The following is an 18,789-nucleotide window of genomic DNA, read 5'->3' as shown; positions in this document are numbered from 1 at the left end:
GTGATGAAGGCAACACCTGTCGACAGGCGGGTGTGGAACGCAACCTGGACGTCACTGCGGCTAATGGATAGCATCGCTGTGTGAGCATTCAAGTACGTGTCGAGGAGGTTCAGGCCGCGGGCTTCCCGATGGGGGGCGAGCCCCTGGTGGCCCTGGATCTCGCCGACACTGTGATGATGGTCGCCGAACCGCCCGTCGACCTCATGGAACCGGCCTCCGCCGCTGCCGCCTGGTGGGAGATCCAGTCGCGCCGGCTTCCCCCGGGCCCCGCCCCGGCCCCGGTGGCGGCGCGCAGGCTCCGCGCCGCGATCCGGGAGGTACTGGACGCCCACCTGGAGGACCGGCCCGCGGACGCCGCCGCCGTGGACGACATCAACGCCGCGGCCTCGTCCGTCCCCGCCAGCCCGCGCCTGGTCGTCACCGGCGACGGGCCGCGCGCCGCCACCCGCTGGCACACCGAGCACGGCGGGAACGCCGCACTCGCCGCGATCGCGGGCGAGGCCATCGCACTCCTGGGCAGCCCCGACCGGCTGCGGCTGCTGAGGCGCTGCGCGAACCCCGAGTGCTCGATGCTGTTCCTCGCCGAGAACCCGCGACGCAAGTGGTGCACGAGCAACATCTGCGGGAACCGCGCCCGGGTCGCGCGCCACTACGCGCGCACCCACGCGGGCTGACGGTTGTCCTGCGCCCCGGCAGGCGGTGATCATGGGGCGTCACGCGACCACCGCAGGCGAAGGGTTGACCCATGGTGAGCACGGTCATCATCGGAAGCGAGCGCAGTGAGACCGGTCTGCCGGCCGGGATGGACGTCCTGCGCCGCGGCGGCTCCGCGCTGGACGCCGTCGAAGCGGCGATGCGCCGCTGTGAGGACAATCTCGCCGACCACTACGTCGGCACCGGCGGACTGCCCAACGCGCAGGGCGTCGTGGAACTCGACGCGTCGGTGATGCTGGGCTCCGACCGCCGCTTCGGCGCGGTCGGCGCACTGCGCGGGTATCCGAACGCGATATCGGTGGCCCGTGCGGTGCTGGAGCGGTTGCCGCAGCACTGCCTGCTGGTCGGCGAGGGCGCGGCGCTGTTCGCCCAGGAGAACGGTTTCGCCCCCGCCGAGCTGCTGACCGACGAGGCCCGCGCCCTGTGGCGGGAGCAGCTGCTGACGGCCGTCGACTCGGTGGAGGGGGAGAACACCGCCGCGGCGGACGGCGACCACCGCTACCGGCGCGCGGCGCTGGACCTGGTGCGCCGGATGGCGCCGCACGAGGGTCCGTGGGGGACGGTCAACATCATCGCGCTGGACGGGAGCGGCGAGCTGTGTGTCGGGGTCTCCACCTCCGGCTACCCGTTCAAGTACCCGGGGCGGGTCGGCGACTCCGCGGTCCCCGGCGCGGGCAACTGGTGCGACCTGCGGGGCGGCGGGGCCGCCTGCACGGGACGCGGCGAGTTGAGCATGCGCGGTGGCACCGCGCGGACCGTCGTCGACCTGCTCGCGCTGGGCAAGGAGCCCGCCGACGCCTGCCGCATCGCGCTCCAGGAGACCGCGGGTCTGCCCGACGACTACCGCGCCGAACTGCGGGCGCTGGCCCTCACGCCCGACGGCCGGCACGGTGGTGCGGCCGGTCAGGACGGCAGCGTCTACGCGGTGATGACCGACAGTTCGACCGGGCCGGAACTGCACCCCCGCTGCGTGGCGTGAGGCCGTCCGGCCGGTCGCCCCCAGAGTCGTGGGCCATGCCGGTGATGTCCCGGGCCGCCCCGACTGGCCCGCGGCCCGTCCGTGTGCATGGGCGTGCCTCGCCCCCCACGGTGCCCGCGGGCCCGGCGGGCACCGTCCCGCAGCCAGGTGTCCCGGCGCGCGCCGCCACCCTGATGGCGGTGCGGTGCGCGGTGGCGGACCGCTGGGGCACCACCGAAGCTTTTGTTCTGCATCGTGGTGTCTGGTGGTGTCGTGTGCGGTTCCTGCCGTTGTCGGATCGTCGTGGGCGAGTGTCGCTGCTATGGGTGAGGTGAGTGGCGCCGGGCGGGACTCCGGCGACGAACTGGGCCGGGCGTGGTTCCCGCTGGATCCGGGCCTGGAACGGATCTCGACGGAGCTGAACGACCTGGCGCGGGCCCAGCACCGACTGCATCTGCTGATGGCGGCGATGCTGGCGATCAGCCGCGAGCTCGATCTGGAAGTCGTGCTGTCCCGCATCGTGTCGGCCGCGGTGGACGTGGTCGGTGCGCGCTACGGAGCGCTCGGCGTGCTCGACGCCAAGGGCGAGGGCCTGGCCGAGTTCCTCACCGTCGGCCTGGACGACGCCGAGCGGGAACGCCTGGCCGGTACGGAACTCCCGCGCGGCCGCGGCCTGCTCGGCTATCTGATCCGCCACCCCGAGCCGCTGCGCGTGGCCGACATCGCCCGGCACCCGGAGTCGGTCGGCTTTCCGCCCGGCCACCCGAAGATGCGGACCCTGCTCGGGGTGGCCATCAGCGTGCACCAGCAGGTCTACGGCAACCTCTACCTGTCCGAGCGCGTGGACGGAGGCCCCTTCGACGAGTCCGACGAGGCGATGCTCGTGGCACTGGCCGGCACGGCCGGCGTCGCCATCGAGAACGCCCGCCTCTTCGAGCGCGTCCGCGACCGCAACGAGGAGTTCCAGCGCCTCTTCCTGCCCGGCCTGCCCGACCTGCGTCCCGTCGAGGCGGCCGCCGTCTACCGGCCCCCCGTGCAGCCGGAGCACATCGGCGGCGACTGGTACGACGCCGTCCTGCTGCCCGACGGCTCCTGCGCCGCCGTCGTCGGCGACGTGGCCGGACACGATCTGCGCGCCGCCGCCGCCATGGCCCAGACCCGCAGCATGCTCCGTGCGCTCCTCTACGAGCTGCGCACGCCTCCCAGCGCCGTCCTGTCGCGGCTGGACAGCACGCAGGACGCCTTCGACGAGCAGAGCGTGACCACCGCCTGCCTGGTCCGCATCGAGACCAGGGGCCCGGACGCGTGGACCCTGCACTGGAGCACGGCCGGCCACCCGCCGCCGCTGCTCGTCACCCCCGACGGCCACGCCCGCTTCCTGTCCCCCGAGCCTGACCTGCCCCTCGGCGTGGACATCTCCGTGCGGCGGCACGACCACGCCCACCGCCTCGAACCCGGCTCCACGGTCGTGCTGTACACCGACGGACTGGTCGAGCACCGCGACGTGCCCGTCGACATCGGCCTGCGGGCCCTCGCCCAACTCGCCTCCGCGCACGCCCACTTGCCGGTCGACCGGTTCTGCGCCGTCATCGCCGACCAGCACCCCAGCGACGGCCACGACGACCTGGCCGTCCTGGCCCTGCGCACCCCCACGGACTGACGCGGTCCACGGCCTCCGGCGTACCGCGGGTCCGGTGCGCCCTGCGCTCCCCGCGCGCCGCGACGGTCATCCGCGCTTCGCACCTGCGCAATTGCGCGTACTCCTACGGGATCTTCTCTTGTCATGCGCGCGCGGGACGGCGAGGGTCGGGACGAGCCGCGGGCGCGATGGTGCGCCGAGCATCTGAAGTCCCACTACCGGGCCCGGGGTCGTACCGGGCCGTCGGAGGCACGTTGTCCATGTCATCTCGTACACGGCGCCGGCCCGTTCACAGACCCGGCCGCGCCGGCCTGGCCGCCCTGCTCGCCGTCACCACGGCGCTGGGTGTCGCCGGCCTGACGTCCCCCGTACACGCCGCGGAAGCGGAGCCGGCCGCGCCGGCCGGTGCGGAGCCGACTCCCGATACGGCGACTCCCGCTCTGGTGGAGGGGCTTGACGACGCGGTGGACGCGTCGGCGCCGGCCGCGGAGGCGGCTCGTTCGCATCTGGCCGGTCACCGGGAGCGGTACCGGATTCCCGCGCCGGACCGGGACCTGGTCACGGACTCGGTGACGACGGAGGCCGACGGTTCGGAGACCGTGCGGCTGGGCCAGAGGTACCGGGGCGTGCCGGTGCTCGGCGCGCAGTACGTGGTGCGCATGGCGCACCGCGACGGGAAGCGGACCGTGACCGGCACCTCCGGTGCCTACTTCACCGCCCTGGACGTCGACACCGCACGGCCCGCCCTCCCGGCGGCCACCGCCGTCCGGCGCGCCGTGCAGGAGATCCGGTCCGGACTCGCCCGCGGCGGATACCGCCCGGCCCACGCCAGGACCGCCGCGGACGACCTGTCCGGCACCGACCGGGGCCTGACCGTCCTGCCGGTCGGCAAGGGCGTGCTCGCCCGGCACGTCACCGTCCGCGGCACCGACCCCGCCACCCGCATGCCGCTCGTGCAGGAGGTCTACGTCGACGCCGCCACTGGCGTCACGCTCTTCGAGTCCGGCGGCCTTCCCACCTTCGCGGCGCCGACCCCGGCCGCCGCCGTCCACACCGAGGGCACCTCGATGAGGCCCGGCAAGCCGGCCGCGCCCGGCGCCGGTTCGGGGAGCGTCACCGGCAGCGGCACCCTCCTGAACGGCGGCACCGTGCCGCTGTACCTGACCAAGGACACCGGCACCGGCGCGTACCTGCTGCGCGACACCGCGCACATGGCGGACAGCAAGCAGCACGGCGTGATCCAGACCTGGGACGCCTCCAGCGTCTGGTACCAGGACGTCTCCGGCGCCTGGCCCGAGGGCATCGTCCCGTTCGCCTCGCCCACGCCGAAGGTGGGCCCCGAGCTCACCGAGACCGGCGCGGTGGACGCGCACTGGGCCGCGGGCCAGGTGTACGACTTCTACCGCGACACCTTCAAGCGCGACAGCCTCGACGGCAAGGGCATGACCATCAACTCCCTGGTGGGCGTGACGGACTTCGGCTCCCCGTTCGTCAACGCCTTCTGGGACCACACCAAGATGGTCTACGGCACGGGTGACGACGAGTACCGCTCGCTCGCCTCCGATCTCGACGTGGTCGGCCACGAGATGACCCACGGCGTGGTCGAGCACACCGCCGACCTGGTCTACGCGGGCCAGTCCGGCGCGATGAACGAGGCGATCGCCGACTACTTCGGCAACACCATCGACGTCACCGTCAACCACACCCCGATGACCGACCCCGACGCGGGCCTCATCGGCGGCGACCTCTGCCGCACCCGCACGCCGCGGCAGTGCGCGTTCCGCGACCTCAACGACGGCGCCTCCACTGCCAAGTTCGTCGGCCTGCCGCTCGGCTCCTCGTACGACAACGGTGGAGTCCACATGAACTCCACCATCTTCAGCGGTGCCCTGTGGGACATCCGTGAGCGCCTCGGCGGCGCGCTCGCCGACCGCATCGTCTACCGCGCGCTGACCTCGTACATCGCCCCGCTCGACGGCTTCGACGAGGGCCGGGACGCGGTGCTCGCCGCGGCGCGGTCGCTCGGCGTCAAGGGCAGTCAACTGGCGGTCGTCAAGGGCGCGTTCGACGCCCATGGCATCGTCCCCGGCTGGGAGAAGTCCCTCGGCCTCGACAGCGACGTCCTCATGGGCCGGGTCGGCACCCTGATGTCGTACGTCGGCAGCGGCAACAACCCCAGCGCGGGCAACGGCTGGTGGGCGGCGCCCAAGTCCAGCGCCGACAGCACGGCCCCGTACGCGATATGGGTGGGCCGCACCGACGGCGCCGGCAAGCCCCGGCAGGTCTCGCCGGACGACGGCCGCACCCACCTCAGCCCCGTCACCGACGGCAAGCGCGTGGTCTGGGTGGCCGTCGGGGACGTCTCCCCGGACGACCCCTACGCGCACACCTACGACATCCTGGCCGCGCCGGTCACCGGCGGCCGGCCGAAGACGCTGTTCAGCACCACGTCCGAGATCAGCGGGCTGAGCGTCGACGGTGACACGGTGGCCTGGTCCTACCGCGACGAGTCGACCGGGCTCCAGCGGGTCTTCTACCTCAAGGGCGGCGCCACCACTCCGCAGCGGGTCCCGCTCAGTCACGACTACAACCAGGCCGTCGAGCCGGCGGTGCGCGGCGGGCGCATCGCGTACCTCCAGGACGGCATGTTCGACGGCGTCTACGGTGTCGCCGTCGAGGTCTACGACATCGCGACCGGCACCACCACGAGCCTGGGCGCGCCCTCGCAGCCGGAGTGGATCAGCGCCCCGGTCATCACGGCTTCCGGGGTGTACTGGCTCATCGACACCGACTACACCGACGACGACCTGACCACGCTGCGCCGTGCCGACCTCGACGGCTCCCATGTCACGGACCTGATACCGGAGAAGAGCGCGCACCCGGTCCGGGCCTACGGCCTGACCGCCTCGGACACCGCGGTCACCCTCACGGTCTACTCGTCCTGGACCCAGGTCTTCGACGACTACAACGACTCCCTGGCCAAGCTCTACCAGTTCACCCCGCAGGGCGCCCCGCTCGGCCGGGTCTCCTGCAGCCACGGCCAGCAGGCCAACGCGGCGGCCGACACCGGCAGGCGCGTCCTGTGGCTGGACACCACGACCACCGACACCGACCTGGTGACCCGCAACCGCCCGGCGGGCACCTGCTCCTGACCGTCACCGCCGCACCAGTGGGCCCCCGTCGCGACGTGTCGCGGCGGGGGCCCACTGCCATGACCCGTCAGCGGCTCCACGGGAGCCGCAGTGCGTGTCCCTGCGCGCGTCCCGCCTCGGCGGCGGGCCGGCGCGTGGACGGGTCGAGCGAGTTGGTGCCGATCGCGGCGAGCGACGCCTCGTCCGGCTCGACGACCGCGACCTCCGCACCGTCGGCGCGCAGTTCACCGACTGCCTGCTCCAGGGGTACTTCGGTGGGGAACAGGTCGGTGCTCCCCATGGGCGCCAGCACCAGGACCCGGGAGGCGCCCTGCGCGTAGTCGGCGTTGACGGTGGAGCGCACGCCGCCGTCGATGTAGCGGCGCCCGCCGATCGTGGCGGGCGGCCAGACGCCCGGCACGGCGCAGCTCGCCGTGACGGCGTCGACCAGGCTCACACCGGAGCCGCTGTCGAAGACCCGCGGCTCCCCGGTCGCGGCCTCCACGGCGACGATCTTGAGGGCGCGGCGGGGCCACACGTGCGACGGGAGGCGTGACGCGACGACCGCACGCCGGACGTCCTCCGCCACCGTCTCGGTGCCCAGCGCGAACCTTCCCGCCGCGCGGCGCATGTCCACGATGCCGGTGGCACCCCGCAGCGCACCGCCGATCCGCTCGCCGAGGGTCCCCAGGTCCACGTCGACCATGATCTCCGCGGCCTGCAGTGCCGGCTCGGTCTGCCGGGCGTACAGCTCCTCCAGGGGCAGTCCGCTGCCCAGTTGGGCCGCGACGGTGGAACCCGCCGAGGTGCCCACGAGCACATCGGCCCCGGTGACGTCCCGGCCCGCGTCCGCGAGTCCGGTCAGCAGCCCGGTGAGCCATGCGATTCCGGCGACGCCACCTCCGCCGAGTACCAGTGCCTCGGTCATGTCCCGCCCTCTCGTCGTGCCCCGGTGTCCGGGGACCCTGGAACATCCTCCACCCCTGGCCCGCGGCGGTGCCGACAGGGACGCGGGACGGCTCGAAGGACTTATTGAAAACGATAACCGTTTGTGTATAGTCCTCGGCAGAGCCCACCACGAACTCCCCGGAGGAATCCATGCCCATGCCCATGTCCCCGTCCCGGCCCCTGGCCCTGGGCGCCGGGCTCTGCCTCGCGGCCCTTGCCGCCGGATGCGGCACCACCTCGGGCGCCTCGTCGCAGACGGTCCCGTCCTCGGCCTCGGCCTCGGCCTCGTCCCCGTCCCCGTCCGCACACGTGCCTGTCGTCGCCTCCACGAACGTCTACGGGGACATCGCCCGCCGCATAGGTGCCGGGCGGGTCGACGTCACCTCGATCATCGAAAGCCCCGACCAGGACCCGCACTCCTACGAGGCGGGCACGCAGAACCAGTTGGCCCTGTCGAAGGCCAAGGTCGTGATCGAGAACGGCGGCGGCTACGACGACTTCGTGGACCGCATGCTGCGCAGCGCCGGCAACGATTCCGCCCGCGTGATCAACGCGGTGAAGGTGTCGGGGAAGACCGCGCCGCCCGGCGGCGAGCTCAACGAGCACGTCTGGTACGACTTCCCCTCGGTCGCCGGACTCGCCGACGAGATAGCCGGCGCGCTCGCCGCGGCCGACCCGGCGGGCGCGAGCGGCTACACGGCCAACGCCGCCGCCTTCAAGGCGAAGTTGCAGCCGTTGACGGCGAAGGAGGCCGGCATCAAGGCCGCGCACGGCGGCGAGGCGGTGGCCATCACCGAGCCCGTGCCGCTCTACCTGATCGAGGCGAGCGGCCTGCGCAACGCGACACCCCCGGATTTCAGCGAGGCCGTCGAGGAGGGCGACGACGTCTCCCCGCGGACCCTCCAGGAGACGCTGGCCCTGTTCACCGGGAAGAAGGTGAAGGCGCTGGTCTACAACGAGCAGACCTCCGGCCCGCAGACCGAGAAGGTCAAGAAGGCGGCCGAGGCGGCCGGTGTTCCCGTCGTCCCCGTCACCGAGACGCTCCCGCAGGGCAAGGACTACCTCGGCTGGATGACCGCCAACGTCGATGCCCTCGCCGGCGCGCTGGGCGCATGAGCGACCCCGCCGCGCCCCGCATCCCCCCGGCCCGCCAGGGCGGTTCCCCCGGCAGCGGCACGGCACCGGTGATCAGCCTGCGCGGTGGCGCACTGGCCTACGGCTCGCGTGTCCTGTGGGAGGGGCTGGACCTCGACGTGCACCCCGGTGAGTTCCTGGCCGTACTCGGTCCCAACGGGGCAGGCAAGACCAGTCTGGTGCGGGCTCTGCTGGGTCACCGGCCGCTGTCCGCGGGGACGTTGACCGTCCTGGGTGAGCCCCCGCGCAGCGGCAGCCGGCACATCGGCCACATCCCGCAGCAGGCCGCGCTGTCCGCGCAGACCATGCTGCGGGCCCGGGACCTGGTGCGGCTCGGCATCGACGGCCACGTCTTCGGGCCGCGCCGGTCCGGCCGCGCGGTCCGCCGCCGTGTCGACGAGGTGCTGCGCTCGGTCGGGGCGGAGGCGTACGCGGACGAACCGGTCGGGCTGCTGTCGGGCGGCGAGCGGCAGCGCGTAAGGGTCGCGCAGGCGCTCGCCGGCGATCCGCGGATCCTGCTGTGCGACGAGCCCCTGCTCTCCCTGGACCTGCACCACCAGCGGGCGGTGACCGGGCTCGTCGACGCCCGGCGCCGTTCGCACGGCACCGCCGTGGTGTTCGTGACCCACGAGATCAACCCGGTGCTGGGCGCCGCCGACCGCGTCCTCTACCTCGCCCGCGGCGGCCACCGCACCGGGCCCCCGGACGAGGTGCTGACCTCGGACTCGCTGTCCCGGTTGTACGGGACCCGGGTCGACGTCGTCCGCGTCGGCGGCCGCGTCACGGTCGTCGGCGCGCCCGACGAGGCGGCCGGCCCTCCCCACCACGCCGAACCGCCGGAAGAGACGCGGGCCCGGCAGACAGGACAGGCAGGACGGACATGGCAGACATGACGGGTACGACGCTCGCCGACGGGTTGTGGCAGCAGGTCTTCGTCTTCGACCACTACGGCGAACTCCTGCCCCTGGTCCGCAACTCGCTGATCGCCGGGGCCGTGATCGGCCTGGTCGGCGGTCTGGTGGGGGTCTTCGTCATCATGCGGGACCTGCCGTTCGCCGTGCACGGGATCAGCGAGCTGTCCTTCGCCGGGGCCTCGGGCGCCCTGCTGCTCGGGGTGAACGTGGTGGCGGGCTCCATCGTCGGCTCCCTGGTGGCGGCCGGGGCGATCGGACTGCTCGGCGCGCGGGCCCGTGAGCGCAACTCGGCGATCGGCATCATCATGCCGTTCGGGCTCGGCCTGGGAGTGCTCTTCCTCGCGCTCTACAAGGGTCGCGCCGCCAACAAGTTCGGCCTGCTCACCGGGCAGATCGTGGCCGTCGACACCCCTCAGACGACCTGGCTGATCGGCACGTCCGCGCTCGTCCTCCTCGTTCTGGCGATCATGTGGCGGCCGCTGACGTTCGCCAGCGCGGACCCCGAGGTCGCGGCGGCACGCGGCGTGCCACTGAAGGGGCTGTCCTTCGCCTTCATGCTCGCGCTCGGGGCGGCCGTCGCGCTGTCGGTGCAGATCATCGGGGCGCTGCTGGTCCTCACCCTCGTCGTCACCCCCGCGGCCGCCGCGGCCCGTGTGACCGCCTCACCGGTGCTGCTGGCGGCGCTGAGCGCGGGATTCGCGATCCTCTCGATCGAGGGCGGCATCCTCCTCGCGCTGGGCAGCACCATCCCCATCAGCCCCTACGTGACGACGATCTCGTTCACGATCTACGCGTGCTGCCGTCTGGCGGGCCGTCGGCGCCCGTGGCGGGCAGCCCGTCCCAGAACCGCGTGAGGGCGGCGGCCGTGGCGGCCGGCTGCTGGAGGTTGGGCGAGTGCTCCGCGTCCGCCACGACGGTCCGGTGGGCGCCGAGCCGGCGGGCCATGTCCGCGAGGAGGTCCGGTGCCCAGGCGTCGTCCCGGTCGCCGTACAGGACGTGCAGCGGCAGCGCCGTGACGGCGGCCAGCTCGTCCGTCCGGTCGGGCTCCTCCAGGAGCCGGGCACCGGCGACCCGCAGTTGCACCGGGCTGTTGCGCAGCCAGCGCTGCCGCAGGAGCTCGGTGTCGGCCGGCGTCGCGGCGGCCGGCTTGAGCTGCTGCATGACGTCCCAGATCTGCTGCATCGTCATGGTGACCAGGGCGTCCAGGAGCAGCTTCAGCAGCAGGCCGCGCTCCTCGCCGACCTCCGCGGGCCCGGACGACATCAGGGTGAGGGACAGGAACGGACGCCGGTCGGTGAGGACGGCCGCGCGGGCGACCTGTCCGCCCATCGAGTGGCCGAGCAGGTGCACGGGTGTGGCCAGGGCCTCCGCCTGGGCCAGCACGTCGGCCACCAGGGCCTCCTGCGCGTAGGCGGCCTCCTGGTCCGGGCCCTTCGTCCCGTCCTGGCCGCGGCCGTCGACGGCGACCGCGCGGTAGCCGGCGTCGACCATGGCGCCCAGCAGGGGTATGAACTCGTCCTTGCTGCCGGTGTAGCCGGGCAGCAGCAGGACCGTGCCCCGGGCCGGGTTCTCGGGAGCGGCCTCCAGGGCGGCGAATGCGCCGCGCCGGGTCGGCAGCGTCGTACGGCGGGCCCCGTGCGGCAGGGCGAAGACGGAGAGCGATGTTTCGTCGGACACCCGCGAAGCCTATGCGGCCGCCTTTCTCCCGCTCGCACGGGCAGGTCCTCGGAGCACCGCCGGGGCGCGTGCCGGCCGGTGCGCCTTGGGTCGCGGCGCGGGCGCGGGCCACCGCGCCGGCAGAGCGACCGCCCGCGGGACCGGTCCACGGTGAGTGGCGACGTCCGGCGGAAGCGGTCCGGAACGATGAGTACCCACGTCAGGGCGGAGAGGGAAGGCGACCGGACCAAGGTGCGCCGTACGCAGGCACCGTGATCACCGGTCAGCTCCGCCGGCGCGGTTCCCGCGGCCGTTCACGGCGCGCGTCCGCGGGGTGAGCCGTCCCGCTGCCTGAGCGACCGTACGCGTCCCCGGCGGCCGCCCATCCCGGACCGAGGGACTGCTGCTGTCCTATTTATGCCGATATGATGCGTTTCGTGATCGCGCGCAGGCAGTTACGGGGCCATCGCTTCCGCCACATCGGCCGGTGGCGGGCCGCCCTGCTGCCGCCGGTGCTCCTGACGGTCCTGATCGCGGTCCTGGCGTTCGCCACCCCACGGGAGATCGCCTTCAGCCGGCTCCTTCCCACCGCGCCCGCGCTCGCGGCCGCGATGTGGCCGGTGATCCCCACGATCCTGCTGGGCGTGTGCTGCCTCCTGGTCATGATCGGCCTCGGCATGGTCTACCCGGACCTGGGGACCCCCTACACGGGTGCCGCGATCGTCGCCGTGACCCTGGCGGCCGCCTACGCCAGCCACGTCCGGCTCCAGCGGGAGGAGGCGCTCTTCCAGGTGCGGCTCGTCGCCGACGCGGCCCAGCAGGTGCTCCTCCGTCCCCTGCCGCACCGTATGCAGTGCGTCGAGATCGAGTCGCTGTACCTCGCCTCGCAGGAGCAGGCGCGGATCGGCGGCGACTTCTACGAGGCGGCCGACACCCCGCACGGCGTCCGGCTGCTCATCGGCGACGTGCGCGGCAAGGGCCTGTCCGCGGTGGGCGCGGCAGCCGCCGTGACCGCCTGCTTCCGGGAGAGCGCCCACGACGAGCCGGACCTGCGGGGCATCCCCCCGCGCCTGGAGACCAGCATCGCCCGGCACAGCGCCACCTTCCCGGGGCCCGACCTGCCGGAGCGCTTCGCCACCGCCGTCCTCGCCGAGATCCCGCACGGCAGCGGCCAGGTCCGGATCCTGAACTGTGGGCATCCGCCGCCGCTGCTGATCCACCGCGGGGAGATCCGGGTGCTGGAGCCCACGATGCCCTCGCCGCCGCTGAACCTCGCGCGGCTCATCGGGGACCGCTACTGGATCGACACCTTCGCCTTCGCCCCGGGCGATCAGCTGCTGCTCTACACCGACGGCGTGACCGAGACCCGGGACCGCACCGGCGCCTTCTTCCCGCTCGCGGACTGGATCCGCGGCCAGGGCCGCAGAGAGCCCCGCGAGCTGCTGGACCGGCTCCACCAGGAACTGCTCCGCTACGGAGGGGGCCGGCTCGGCGACGACATCGCGGCCGTCGCCGTCCAGTGCAACGGCGTGCCGGCCCGCGAACCCTCCGCGTGAACCTCCGCGCCCGCACCCGAGGCGCGGACGGCGGATGCGATGATCACGGGTACGGGCCGTCTCCTGGAAGAGCCGGCCCGCAAGGGCCCGGGACACGCGAGGACGGTGGTGGGCGCGCATGGATCTGCGGCAGATGGAGGTCGCCGTCGCCGTGGCCGAGGAGGGCGGTTTCACCGCGGCGGCACGGCGTCTGCACGTGGTGCAGTCCGCCGTGTCCAGCACGGTGCGCGCCCTGGAGAAGGAGCTCGGCAGCCCGCTCTTCGACCGCACGACGCACCGCGTGTCGCTCACACCGGCCGGTGAGGCCTTCCTGCCCGCGGCGCGGACGGCGCTGCGCGCGGCGGCCGACGCACGGGCGGCGGTCGACGCGGTACGGGGCGAACTGCGGGGCCTGGTCACCGTCGGCACCATGCAGGGGGTCTGGGCCGAACTGCACCATGCCCTCGCCAGCCTCCGCAGGGACCATCCCGGCGTCAGCGTCCGCCTGCGGCAGGCGGCCGTGGCCGACATCCGGCAGGCCCTGCGGGAAGGGACCGTCGACCTGGCGGTCGTCGCGCTCGCCCGCCAGCAGCAGCGGGGCCTGGTGACCCGCCTGCTGCTGCGTGAGGAGATGCTGCTCGTCGCCTCGCCCGAGCGCGTCTTCGCCGAGACCGACGTGGTGTCGCACGCCGAGGTCTCCCGGCTGCCCTTCGTCGACTTCTCGCCGGGGTGGGCGGTCCGCTACGCCGTCGACCGCTCGTTCCGCGCCGCCGGCGTGGAACGCGGCACCGCGTACGAGGTGAACGACATCGTCGCCGCCTCCGAGCTGGTCCGCCACGACCTGGGCGTCAGCATCATGCCCGCGTCGATCGCGGCCCGCTTCCCCGGCCTGGCGCTGCGACGGTTCACCCATCACGTACCGGCCTGGAAGGTGATGGTGGTGCGGCCGCAGGGCGAGCCGACCCCGGCCGTGGAGGCCCTGCTGCGCCACATCACGCCCCTCGCGGTGGCGGAGACCGCGGAGCCGGCATGACGGGGGCGCGCCCCCGCCGGTGTCCGGTGGGGGCGCGTCGCGTCCGGTTCTTCAGTTCGCGGTGAGCGGCCGCGGCTGCCGGAGCTCGGTGACCCAGTAGGCCAGGGCGAGGAGCGGCAGGAGGGCACCCAGGGCGCTCACCGCCGTCCAGCCGGCGGCGTGGTAGGCGAGGGAGCCGAGCTGGGACCCCAGGGCGCCGCCGGTGAAGAAGATGGCGATGAAGGCGCTGTTGAGCCGGGCCCGCGCGTCGGGGTCCAGCTGGTAGACGGTGTGCTGGCCCAGGATCATCGTGGTCTGCACGGCCATGTCGATCAGGACCGCGGCCAGGGCGAGCAGGACGATGTGGTGCCCGCCGAAGCCCGCCACGGCGAAGCCCACCGCGGCCGTGCCGAACGCGGCCGCCGTCATGGGGCGCACCAGCTTGCGGTCGGCCCAGTGCCCGGCCAGCGGGGCCACGGCGGCACCGGCGGCCCCGACGAGCGCGAAGAGGGCGACGCCGATGGGGGAGTAGTGGAAGCGGGGCCCGGTCAGCACGAAGGAGACGGTGGTCCAGAAGGCGCTGAACCCACCGAACATCGCCGCCTGGTACAGACCCCGGCGCCGCAGCGCGGGGTGCGTGCGGACCAGCCGCACCGTCGACCGCAGGACCTGGCCGTACGGCATGGAGATCGTCGGGGCGTGCTGCGGCAGGGCCACGCGCAGGGCCACGGCGAGCAGCGCCATCAGCACGGCCGAGCCCAGGTAGACGTAGCGCCAGCCGGCGACGTCGGAGACCAGGCTGCTGAGGGTGCGCGACAGAAGGATGCCGGTGAGCAGCCCGCTCATGACGCGGCCGACGACCCGGCCCCGCGCGTGGTCGGGGGCCAGGCTCGCGGCGAACGGGACGAGGATCTGCGCGACCACGGAGGTGGCACCGCTCACCAGGGACGCGATCAGCAGTACGGGGAAAGTCGTGGCCACACCGGCCACGGCCAGGGCCACGGTGGTGACGGCCAGCAGCACGGTGATGAGCCGGCGCTTCTCCAGCCGGTCGCCCAGCGGCACCAGGAAGAGCATGCCGATCACGTAACCGACCTGTGTGACGGTGATCAGCGCACCGGCGGCGGTCGTACTGAGGTGGAAGACCCGGCTCAGCGAGGAGAGCAGCGGCTGGGCGTAGTAGAGGTTGGCGACCGTCATGCCGGTGGCGACGGCGAGGAGCGCGACCAGCCAGCCCGGAACGCCGGGTGCCTCCTTGCCGGGCGCGGACTGGCGCGTGGCCTTCTGAGCGGATGTTGCGAACACGGACGCTGTCTCTCCTCGGGTGCGGAACCGCTTCGTGCGGTTCGGATGGGGCTCCCGTCCGGGCGGGACCGTTCGACGCTGCCGCCCTTCCAGGTGGTCCAGCGTCGGGGAGGCGCGGACGCTTCCCATGTCTCGGAGATGAATGATGATGTCAGTTATCTCCATCAGGGATGACCGTGGGTTGGGCTCCGTCCGCCGGGCCCCGGGGTCAGGGCGTCGGGGGAGGTCGCGGCCCGCTTCTGCGCGGAATCGCGGCCATCGCCACGACACGCAGAGTGACGGCTGTGCGACGATCCGTGAGGCTCCGCGGCGAGTTCGGTGGTCCCGGTGCCGGCGTGCGCGACGACGCCCGGTCGGCCGGGCGGCGAGGGCGGAGGGCAACCCCCCTGACAGGCAAAGGACTTGGCGCGTGGGTGGGTGTGGGAGTCCCGGAGTGCGACGGACGGGACGGGTGCGCGGGCTCCCTGGATGCACGCTCAGTAATCAACTGACTACGGAGAGTGGGAAATGTGGCGACATCCCTGGTCTCCGGGCCGCACTTTGCCCCCACCTGCCTATCTTTTGACTCCGCGACCCCCTCGTGTCACGGTCATATCTGGGCGTTTTTCGTGGCTTTGGCCACATTGGTCACGTCTGTAACGGCGGGACCACGTCTTCGGACGAGGCGCCCACGTCGTACCGGTCACCACGTACGGCCGGTGCGACAGCGGTCGCCCCACGCGGACCGCGATCCGACGTTCCCGTCTCGAAGGGGAATCCAATGCGCGCGAACATCACTGCTCGTCGAGTCGCCGCGGCCGCCCTGGCGGCACCGCTTCTCGCACTCGCCGGCGCCGGCGCCGCCAACGCCGCCACCCCGCAGGTCACCCACGCCTCCGTGACGTCCGCCCACTTCGGTGGCGGCGGATGGGGCGGCGGATGGGGTGGCGGCTGGGGCCGCGGCTGGGGCGGCTACGGCGGTTACCGCGGCTTCGGTGGCTACGGAGGCTATGGCGGCTTCGGTGGCTACGGCTTCGGAGGCTACGGGGGTTACGGCGGCTTCGGCGGCTTCGGTGGCTACGGCTTCCGGTGATCGCTGAGCAGCACCCGGCCCGTGCCCGGACCTCCAGGTCCGGGCACGGGCTGCCCCGTCTCAGCCGGCGGCTCGGGCCGACGCCCCGGGGCGCGTGACGGCCTGACGGGGTGTCAGTGGTCCGTCACCGTCCGTGCAGACCACGACGGTCTCCACCGGTGCGCCGCATTCGCGGTGCAGGACCTCCAGGGGCGGTCCGTCGGGATCCGCGGTGTAGCGGTCGCCCCACTGCTTGAGGGCGATCATCGCGGGCCACAGGTCCCAGCCCTTTCGGGTCAGCCGGTACTCGTGCCGGGTGCGGCTGCCCGGCTCGCGGTACGGGACCGTGTCGAGGAGCCCGGCGGCGACGAGCTTGCGCAGCCGGTCGGCGAGCACCGCCTCGGACAGTCCCATGTGCCGGCGGAAGTCGTCGAAGCGGCGTACGCCGTTCATCGCCTCGCGCAGCACCAGCAGCGACCATTTCTCGCCGATCAGATCGAGGGTGCGTTGCACCGTGCAGTTCTCGGTGCTGGTCTCCAGCCAGGTCATGCCGGCCATCGTAGGCTGGCTTCGCCATTGACAGCCAGATGTGCGACCCTCTAACTTCGGATGGCGAAGTCAGCTGGAGAGAGGGCGGCAATGACCCGGTCACGTACGTTCGAGTGGAAGGACCCGAGCGTCTCCGCGGCCGCCGTCGGGCAGCGCAGCGGACTGGACTTCCTCCACGACATCGTGGCCGGACGCCTGCCCGCCCCGCCCATCGCCGCGACGCTCGGATTCACGCTGGAGCAGGTCGAGTTCGGCGGTGCCGTCTTCACCATGGAACCGGGGGAGGAGCACTACAACCCGATCGGCAGCGTCCACGGCGGTGTCTACGCCACGCTCCTCGACTCGGCCGCCGGCTGCGCCGTGCAGTCCGTCCTGCCCGCGGGCATGGGTTACACCTCGCTCGACCTGAGCCTGAAGTTCCTGCGTCCGATGAACGTGGACACCGGCAAGGTGCGCGCCGTCGGCAGTGTCCTCAACCAGGGCCGCCGTACCGCCCTCGCCCAGGCCGAACTGTTCGACGCCCAGGACCGGTTGCTCGCCCATGCGACGAGCAGCTGCATGCTCTTCCCGTTGCCGCCGCGCGGCTAGCGCTGCACGGCCCCGGGAGGCCAACGCCCGGGCGGGCCACGCGGGCCCCGCGGGGCCCGCCCGGTCAGGACAGGGTCACGGTAACGGCCCGCCGGGCGGGCCCGGGTGACGAGGTCGAAGGCTGTGGTGGTGGTGTCGAGCCAGAGCACGCGCCCTCCGCTGCCGGCCACCGCGTTCGTCTGCTGACCCGGGCTGCACGAGACACGTCCGAGAGCGACGCCCCGGGAGGTGTCAGGCCCAACGGACCACCCGGACGCCGGTGACACCGAGCAACCCGTGCAGCGGGACACGCGCGGAGTCCTGGAGCGGGTCGACGGTGAGGCGGTCGCGCCGGGCGATGTCGAGGAGCCGTTCGGCCAGCGGCATCACCATGTGGCGCCCCCAGCAGCGTTCGTTGGCGTGACCGAACGGCAGGTAGCCGGGGTGGTCGTCCGGGTCGATGCCGTTCCAGCGCTCGGGGCGGAACGCGTCGGGGTCGTCCCACAGCGCCGGGTCGCGGTGGGTGAGCAGCGGCAGCATGAGCACGTCGTCGTGGGTCCCGATCCGGTCGTCCAGGGCGTGGAACTCCGGGGAGGCCACGCGCAGCAGATTCCAAGACACGGGCAGCAATCGCAGCGTTTCGTGGATGATGTGACGATTCGGGACGTCGTCGTCGAAGGGCGCCCCGAGCCAGAGCGCACCGGTCACGAGCGCGGCGACGGTGAAGCACACGGGCGCGGCCGCGCGCCGGTACAGGCCCATCGCGTGCCGGCGCTCCTGGTAGGTGCCCGCCTCGACCAGCAACTCCCCGAGGTGCGACACCCCCGTGCCCGGCCGAGGGCGCAGGCGGAGCGCGGCGCCCGCCGCGATCACGGACCAGGTGAGCCGGGGCGTCAGCTCCAGGCGCCGGTCCACCATGGCCTTGAGCCGGTGCGGATCGGCGCCGAAGACCAGATCCCGCAGGTGGGCGTGGACGACGTGCGGCCACTCCCCGGTCAGGTCGACGCCCTCTGCGACAGGGCGGGTCAGCGCGCTCTTGACGTCCCGGGAGACGGCGCGCATGACGGCCGATGATTCCGGACGTGAAATGACGCGGCCCTGCAGTGGTTTGAATGTCGGCCGCTCGAATGCGTTGGCGGGCCGACAGCGCAGTATTGCGTCGATCAGTTCGGGATCGGCAACTCCCACCGTGTCCTGGTCCAGTCGGAAGAGGCCGGCGCCGCGGTGTTCGCGCAGAAGGGCGTCGATGCGAGGGGTGAAGACGGTGAGACGATTACCCGTGGCGACCGAAGGGGGGCGGCGCATTTCGGCATTCTCCCTCTGCGAAATGGGGGGCGCGTCGAATCGGCCGTGCCCGGCGGCCGTCAGGGCGCGCCGGGCACAGCGGGACTTCAACAGCGGTTGTCGTCGGACCAGGGGCCGCGGCTCAGTACCAGATGTACCAGGCGTACGACTTCAGGCTCTTCTCGGCCTTGAACTTCCTTGTGATCGAGCGCATGACCTTCACGGCACATCTCCCATCGGGAAAGGGGGATTTCGCTGGACGGGTAATTGCGGCGCGCCCGGGCCGAATGTGAAGAGGCAGGTCCGGGCCTTCCGCTTGGCGCCATTCAAAAGTGCTCCGACTGAAGGATTCATGTCAATGTGACGTAAATCACTCGGTGCTGGGGGCATCT

Annotated in this window: 17 protein-coding genes; 11 read left to right on the top strand and 6 right to left on the bottom strand. The window is 72.7% G+C overall.

All coding sequences use genetic code 11. The annotated features are described in order from the left end of the window. Window positions 1-80: 80 nt before the first annotated feature. The 4 genes from PV364_RS10000 to PV364_RS09985 all read left to right on the top strand — a co-directional run bounded on the left by PV364_RS10000 (window position 81) and on the right by PV364_RS09985 (window position 6,463). Entirely contained in the window at window positions 81-674 is a 594-nt protein-coding gene (locus PV364_RS10000) for a CGNR zinc finger domain-containing protein (RefSeq protein WP_319659428.1), read from the top strand. A gap of 71 nt (window positions 675-745) precedes the next feature. Next, window positions 746-1,693, top strand: coding sequence for a N(4)-(beta-N-acetylglucosaminyl)-L-asparaginase (locus PV364_RS09995; RefSeq protein ID WP_319659427.1), 948 nt, complete (start codon window positions 746-748; stop codon window positions 1,691-1,693). Window positions 1,694-1,994: 301 nt separating this feature from the next. Next, on the top strand, window positions 1,995-3,332 hold the full coding sequence (locus PV364_RS09990) for a GAF domain-containing SpoIIE family protein phosphatase (protein ID WP_319659426.1): 1,338 nt from the start codon (window positions 1,995-1,997) through the stop codon (window positions 3,330-3,332). 239 nt (window positions 3,333-3,571) lie between these two features. Further along, entirely contained in the window at window positions 3,572-6,463 is a 2,892-nt protein-coding gene (locus PV364_RS09985; RefSeq protein WP_319659425.1) for a M4 family metallopeptidase, read from the top strand. 67 nt (window positions 6,464-6,530) lie between these two features. On the opposite strand, the gene PV364_RS09980 is transcribed toward PV364_RS09985, so the two are convergent. After that, complete coding sequence (locus tag PV364_RS09980; RefSeq protein ID WP_319659424.1) at window positions 6,531-7,370, bottom strand: patatin-like phospholipase family protein; 840 nt, start codon at window positions 7,368-7,370, stop codon at window positions 6,531-6,533. Between the two features lie 176 nt (window positions 7,371-7,546). On the opposite strand from PV364_RS09980, the gene PV364_RS09975 reads away from it, so the two are divergent. From PV364_RS09975 to PV364_RS09965, 3 genes are read left to right on the top strand one after another with little or no spacing between them, the layout of a single operon-like run. Then, entirely contained in the window at window positions 7,547-8,506 is a 960-nt protein-coding gene (locus tag PV364_RS09975; protein WP_319659423.1) for a metal ABC transporter solute-binding protein, Zn/Mn family, read from the top strand. Continuing rightward, complete coding sequence (locus PV364_RS09970) at window positions 8,503-9,417, top strand: metal ABC transporter ATP-binding protein (protein ID WP_319659422.1); 915 nt, start codon at window positions 8,503-8,505, stop codon at window positions 9,415-9,417. Before PV364_RS09975 ends, PV364_RS09970 begins: the two co-directional genes overlap by 4 nt. Next, a complete protein-coding gene (locus PV364_RS09965; RefSeq protein WP_319659421.1) occupies window positions 9,405-10,292 on the top strand; it encodes a metal ABC transporter permease in 888 nt (295 codons plus the stop codon). The genes PV364_RS09970 and PV364_RS09965 overlap by 13 nt, the downstream gene beginning before the upstream one ends. Here PV364_RS09965 and PV364_RS09960 read toward each other — a convergent pair. Further along, window positions 10,219-11,115: an alpha/beta hydrolase gene (locus PV364_RS09960; RefSeq protein ID WP_319659420.1), complete on the bottom strand. Its 897-nt coding sequence runs from the start codon at window positions 11,113-11,115 to the stop codon at window positions 10,219-10,221. The genes PV364_RS09965 and PV364_RS09960 overlap by 74 nt on opposite strands. A gap of 407 nt (window positions 11,116-11,522) precedes the next feature. Between PV364_RS09960 and PV364_RS09955 the strand changes: the two genes are divergently transcribed. After that, window positions 11,523-12,650, top strand: coding sequence for a PP2C family protein-serine/threonine phosphatase (locus PV364_RS09955; RefSeq protein ID WP_319659419.1), 1,128 nt, complete (start codon window positions 11,523-11,525; stop codon window positions 12,648-12,650). Between the two features lie 118 nt (window positions 12,651-12,768). Next, a complete protein-coding gene (locus PV364_RS09950) occupies window positions 12,769-13,662 on the top strand; it encodes a LysR family transcriptional regulator (RefSeq protein WP_319659418.1) in 894 nt (297 codons plus the stop codon). A gap of 51 nt (window positions 13,663-13,713) precedes the next feature. Here PV364_RS09950 and PV364_RS09945 read toward each other — a convergent pair whose 3' ends face one another. Then, complete coding sequence (locus PV364_RS09945; protein ID WP_319659417.1) at window positions 13,714-14,946, bottom strand: MFS transporter; 1,233 nt, start codon at window positions 14,944-14,946, stop codon at window positions 13,714-13,716. Between the two features lie 760 nt (window positions 14,947-15,706). On the opposite strand from PV364_RS09945, the gene PV364_RS09940 reads away from it, so the two are divergent. After that, entirely contained in the window at window positions 15,707-16,018 is a 312-nt protein-coding gene (locus PV364_RS09940; protein WP_319659416.1) for a hypothetical protein, read from the top strand. A 60-nt stretch (window positions 16,019-16,078) separates the two neighbouring features. Here the strand turns inward: PV364_RS09940 and PV364_RS09935 are convergent, their stop codons facing one another. After that, window positions 16,079-16,546: a helix-turn-helix domain-containing protein gene (locus tag PV364_RS09935; protein WP_319659415.1), complete on the bottom strand. Its 468-nt coding sequence runs from the start codon at window positions 16,544-16,546 to the stop codon at window positions 16,079-16,081. Between the two features lie 90 nt (window positions 16,547-16,636). Between PV364_RS09935 and PV364_RS09930 the strand changes: the two genes are divergently transcribed. Next, window positions 16,637-17,134, top strand: a complete 498-nt coding sequence (locus tag PV364_RS09930) for a PaaI family thioesterase (RefSeq protein WP_319659414.1) — start codon at window positions 16,637-16,639, stop codon at window positions 17,132-17,134. Window positions 17,135-17,365: 231 nt separating this feature from the next. Here the strand turns inward: PV364_RS09930 and PV364_RS09925 are convergent, their stop codons facing one another. Together PV364_RS09925 and PV364_RS41225 are read right to left on the bottom strand one after the other, a co-directional pair. Continuing rightward, the gene (locus PV364_RS09925; RefSeq protein WP_319659413.1) at window positions 17,366-18,418 is read right to left on the bottom strand and encodes a cytochrome P450; all 1,053 of its coding nucleotides are present in this window, start codon (window positions 18,416-18,418) and stop codon (window positions 17,366-17,368) included. 121 nt (window positions 18,419-18,539) lie between these two features. After that, window positions 18,540-18,611, bottom strand: coding sequence for a tryptorubin family RiPP precursor (locus PV364_RS41225; protein WP_401976997.1), 72 nt, complete (start codon window positions 18,609-18,611; stop codon window positions 18,540-18,542). Between the last annotated feature and the right edge of the window lie 178 nt (window positions 18,612-18,789).

This window comes from Streptomyces sp. MI02-7b, from assembly GCF_033793585.1.
In the GTDB taxonomy this organism is placed as follows: Bacteria; Actinomycetota; Actinomycetes; order Streptomycetales; family Streptomycetaceae; genus Actinacidiphila.
This window is presented reverse-complemented; position numbering and strand designations above follow the sequence as displayed.

Coding starts and splice junctions, on each gene's coding strand:
- PV364_RS09975 (WP_319659423.1), top strand. CDS start 7,547: ATGCCCATGTCCCCGTCCCGGCCCCTGGCCCTGGGCGCCGGGCTCTGC.
- PV364_RS09955 (WP_319659419.1), top strand. CDS start 11,523: ATGCGTTTCGTGATCGCGCGCAGGCAGTTACGGGGCCATCGCTTCCGC.
- PV364_RS09970 (WP_319659422.1), top strand. CDS start 8,503: ATGAGCGACCCCGCCGCGCCCCGCATCCCCCCGGCCCGCCAGGGCGGT.
- PV364_RS09980 (WP_319659424.1), bottom strand. CDS start 7,370: ATGACCGAGGCACTGGTACTCGGCGGAGGTGGCGTCGCCGGAATCGCA.
- PV364_RS09985 (WP_319659425.1), top strand. CDS start 3,572: ATGTCATCTCGTACACGGCGCCGGCCCGTTCACAGACCCGGCCGCGCC.
- PV364_RS09925 (WP_319659413.1), bottom strand. CDS start 18,418: ATGCGCCGCCCCCCTTCGGTCGCCACGGGTAATCGTCTCACCGTCTTC.
- PV364_RS09995 (WP_319659427.1), top strand. CDS start 746: ATGGTGAGCACGGTCATCATCGGAAGCGAGCGCAGTGAGACCGGTCTG.
- PV364_RS09950 (WP_319659418.1), top strand. CDS start 12,769: ATGGATCTGCGGCAGATGGAGGTCGCCGTCGCCGTGGCCGAGGAGGGC.
- PV364_RS09930 (WP_319659414.1), top strand. CDS start 16,637: ATGACCCGGTCACGTACGTTCGAGTGGAAGGACCCGAGCGTCTCCGCG.
- PV364_RS09965 (WP_319659421.1), top strand. CDS start 9,405: ATGGCAGACATGACGGGTACGACGCTCGCCGACGGGTTGTGGCAGCAG.
- PV364_RS09935 (WP_319659415.1), bottom strand. CDS start 16,546: ATGACCTGGCTGGAGACCAGCACCGAGAACTGCACGGTGCAACGCACC.
- PV364_RS09990 (WP_319659426.1), top strand. CDS start 1,995: ATGGGTGAGGTGAGTGGCGCCGGGCGGGACTCCGGCGACGAACTGGGC.
- PV364_RS09940 (WP_319659416.1), top strand. CDS start 15,707: ATGCGCGCGAACATCACTGCTCGTCGAGTCGCCGCGGCCGCCCTGGCG.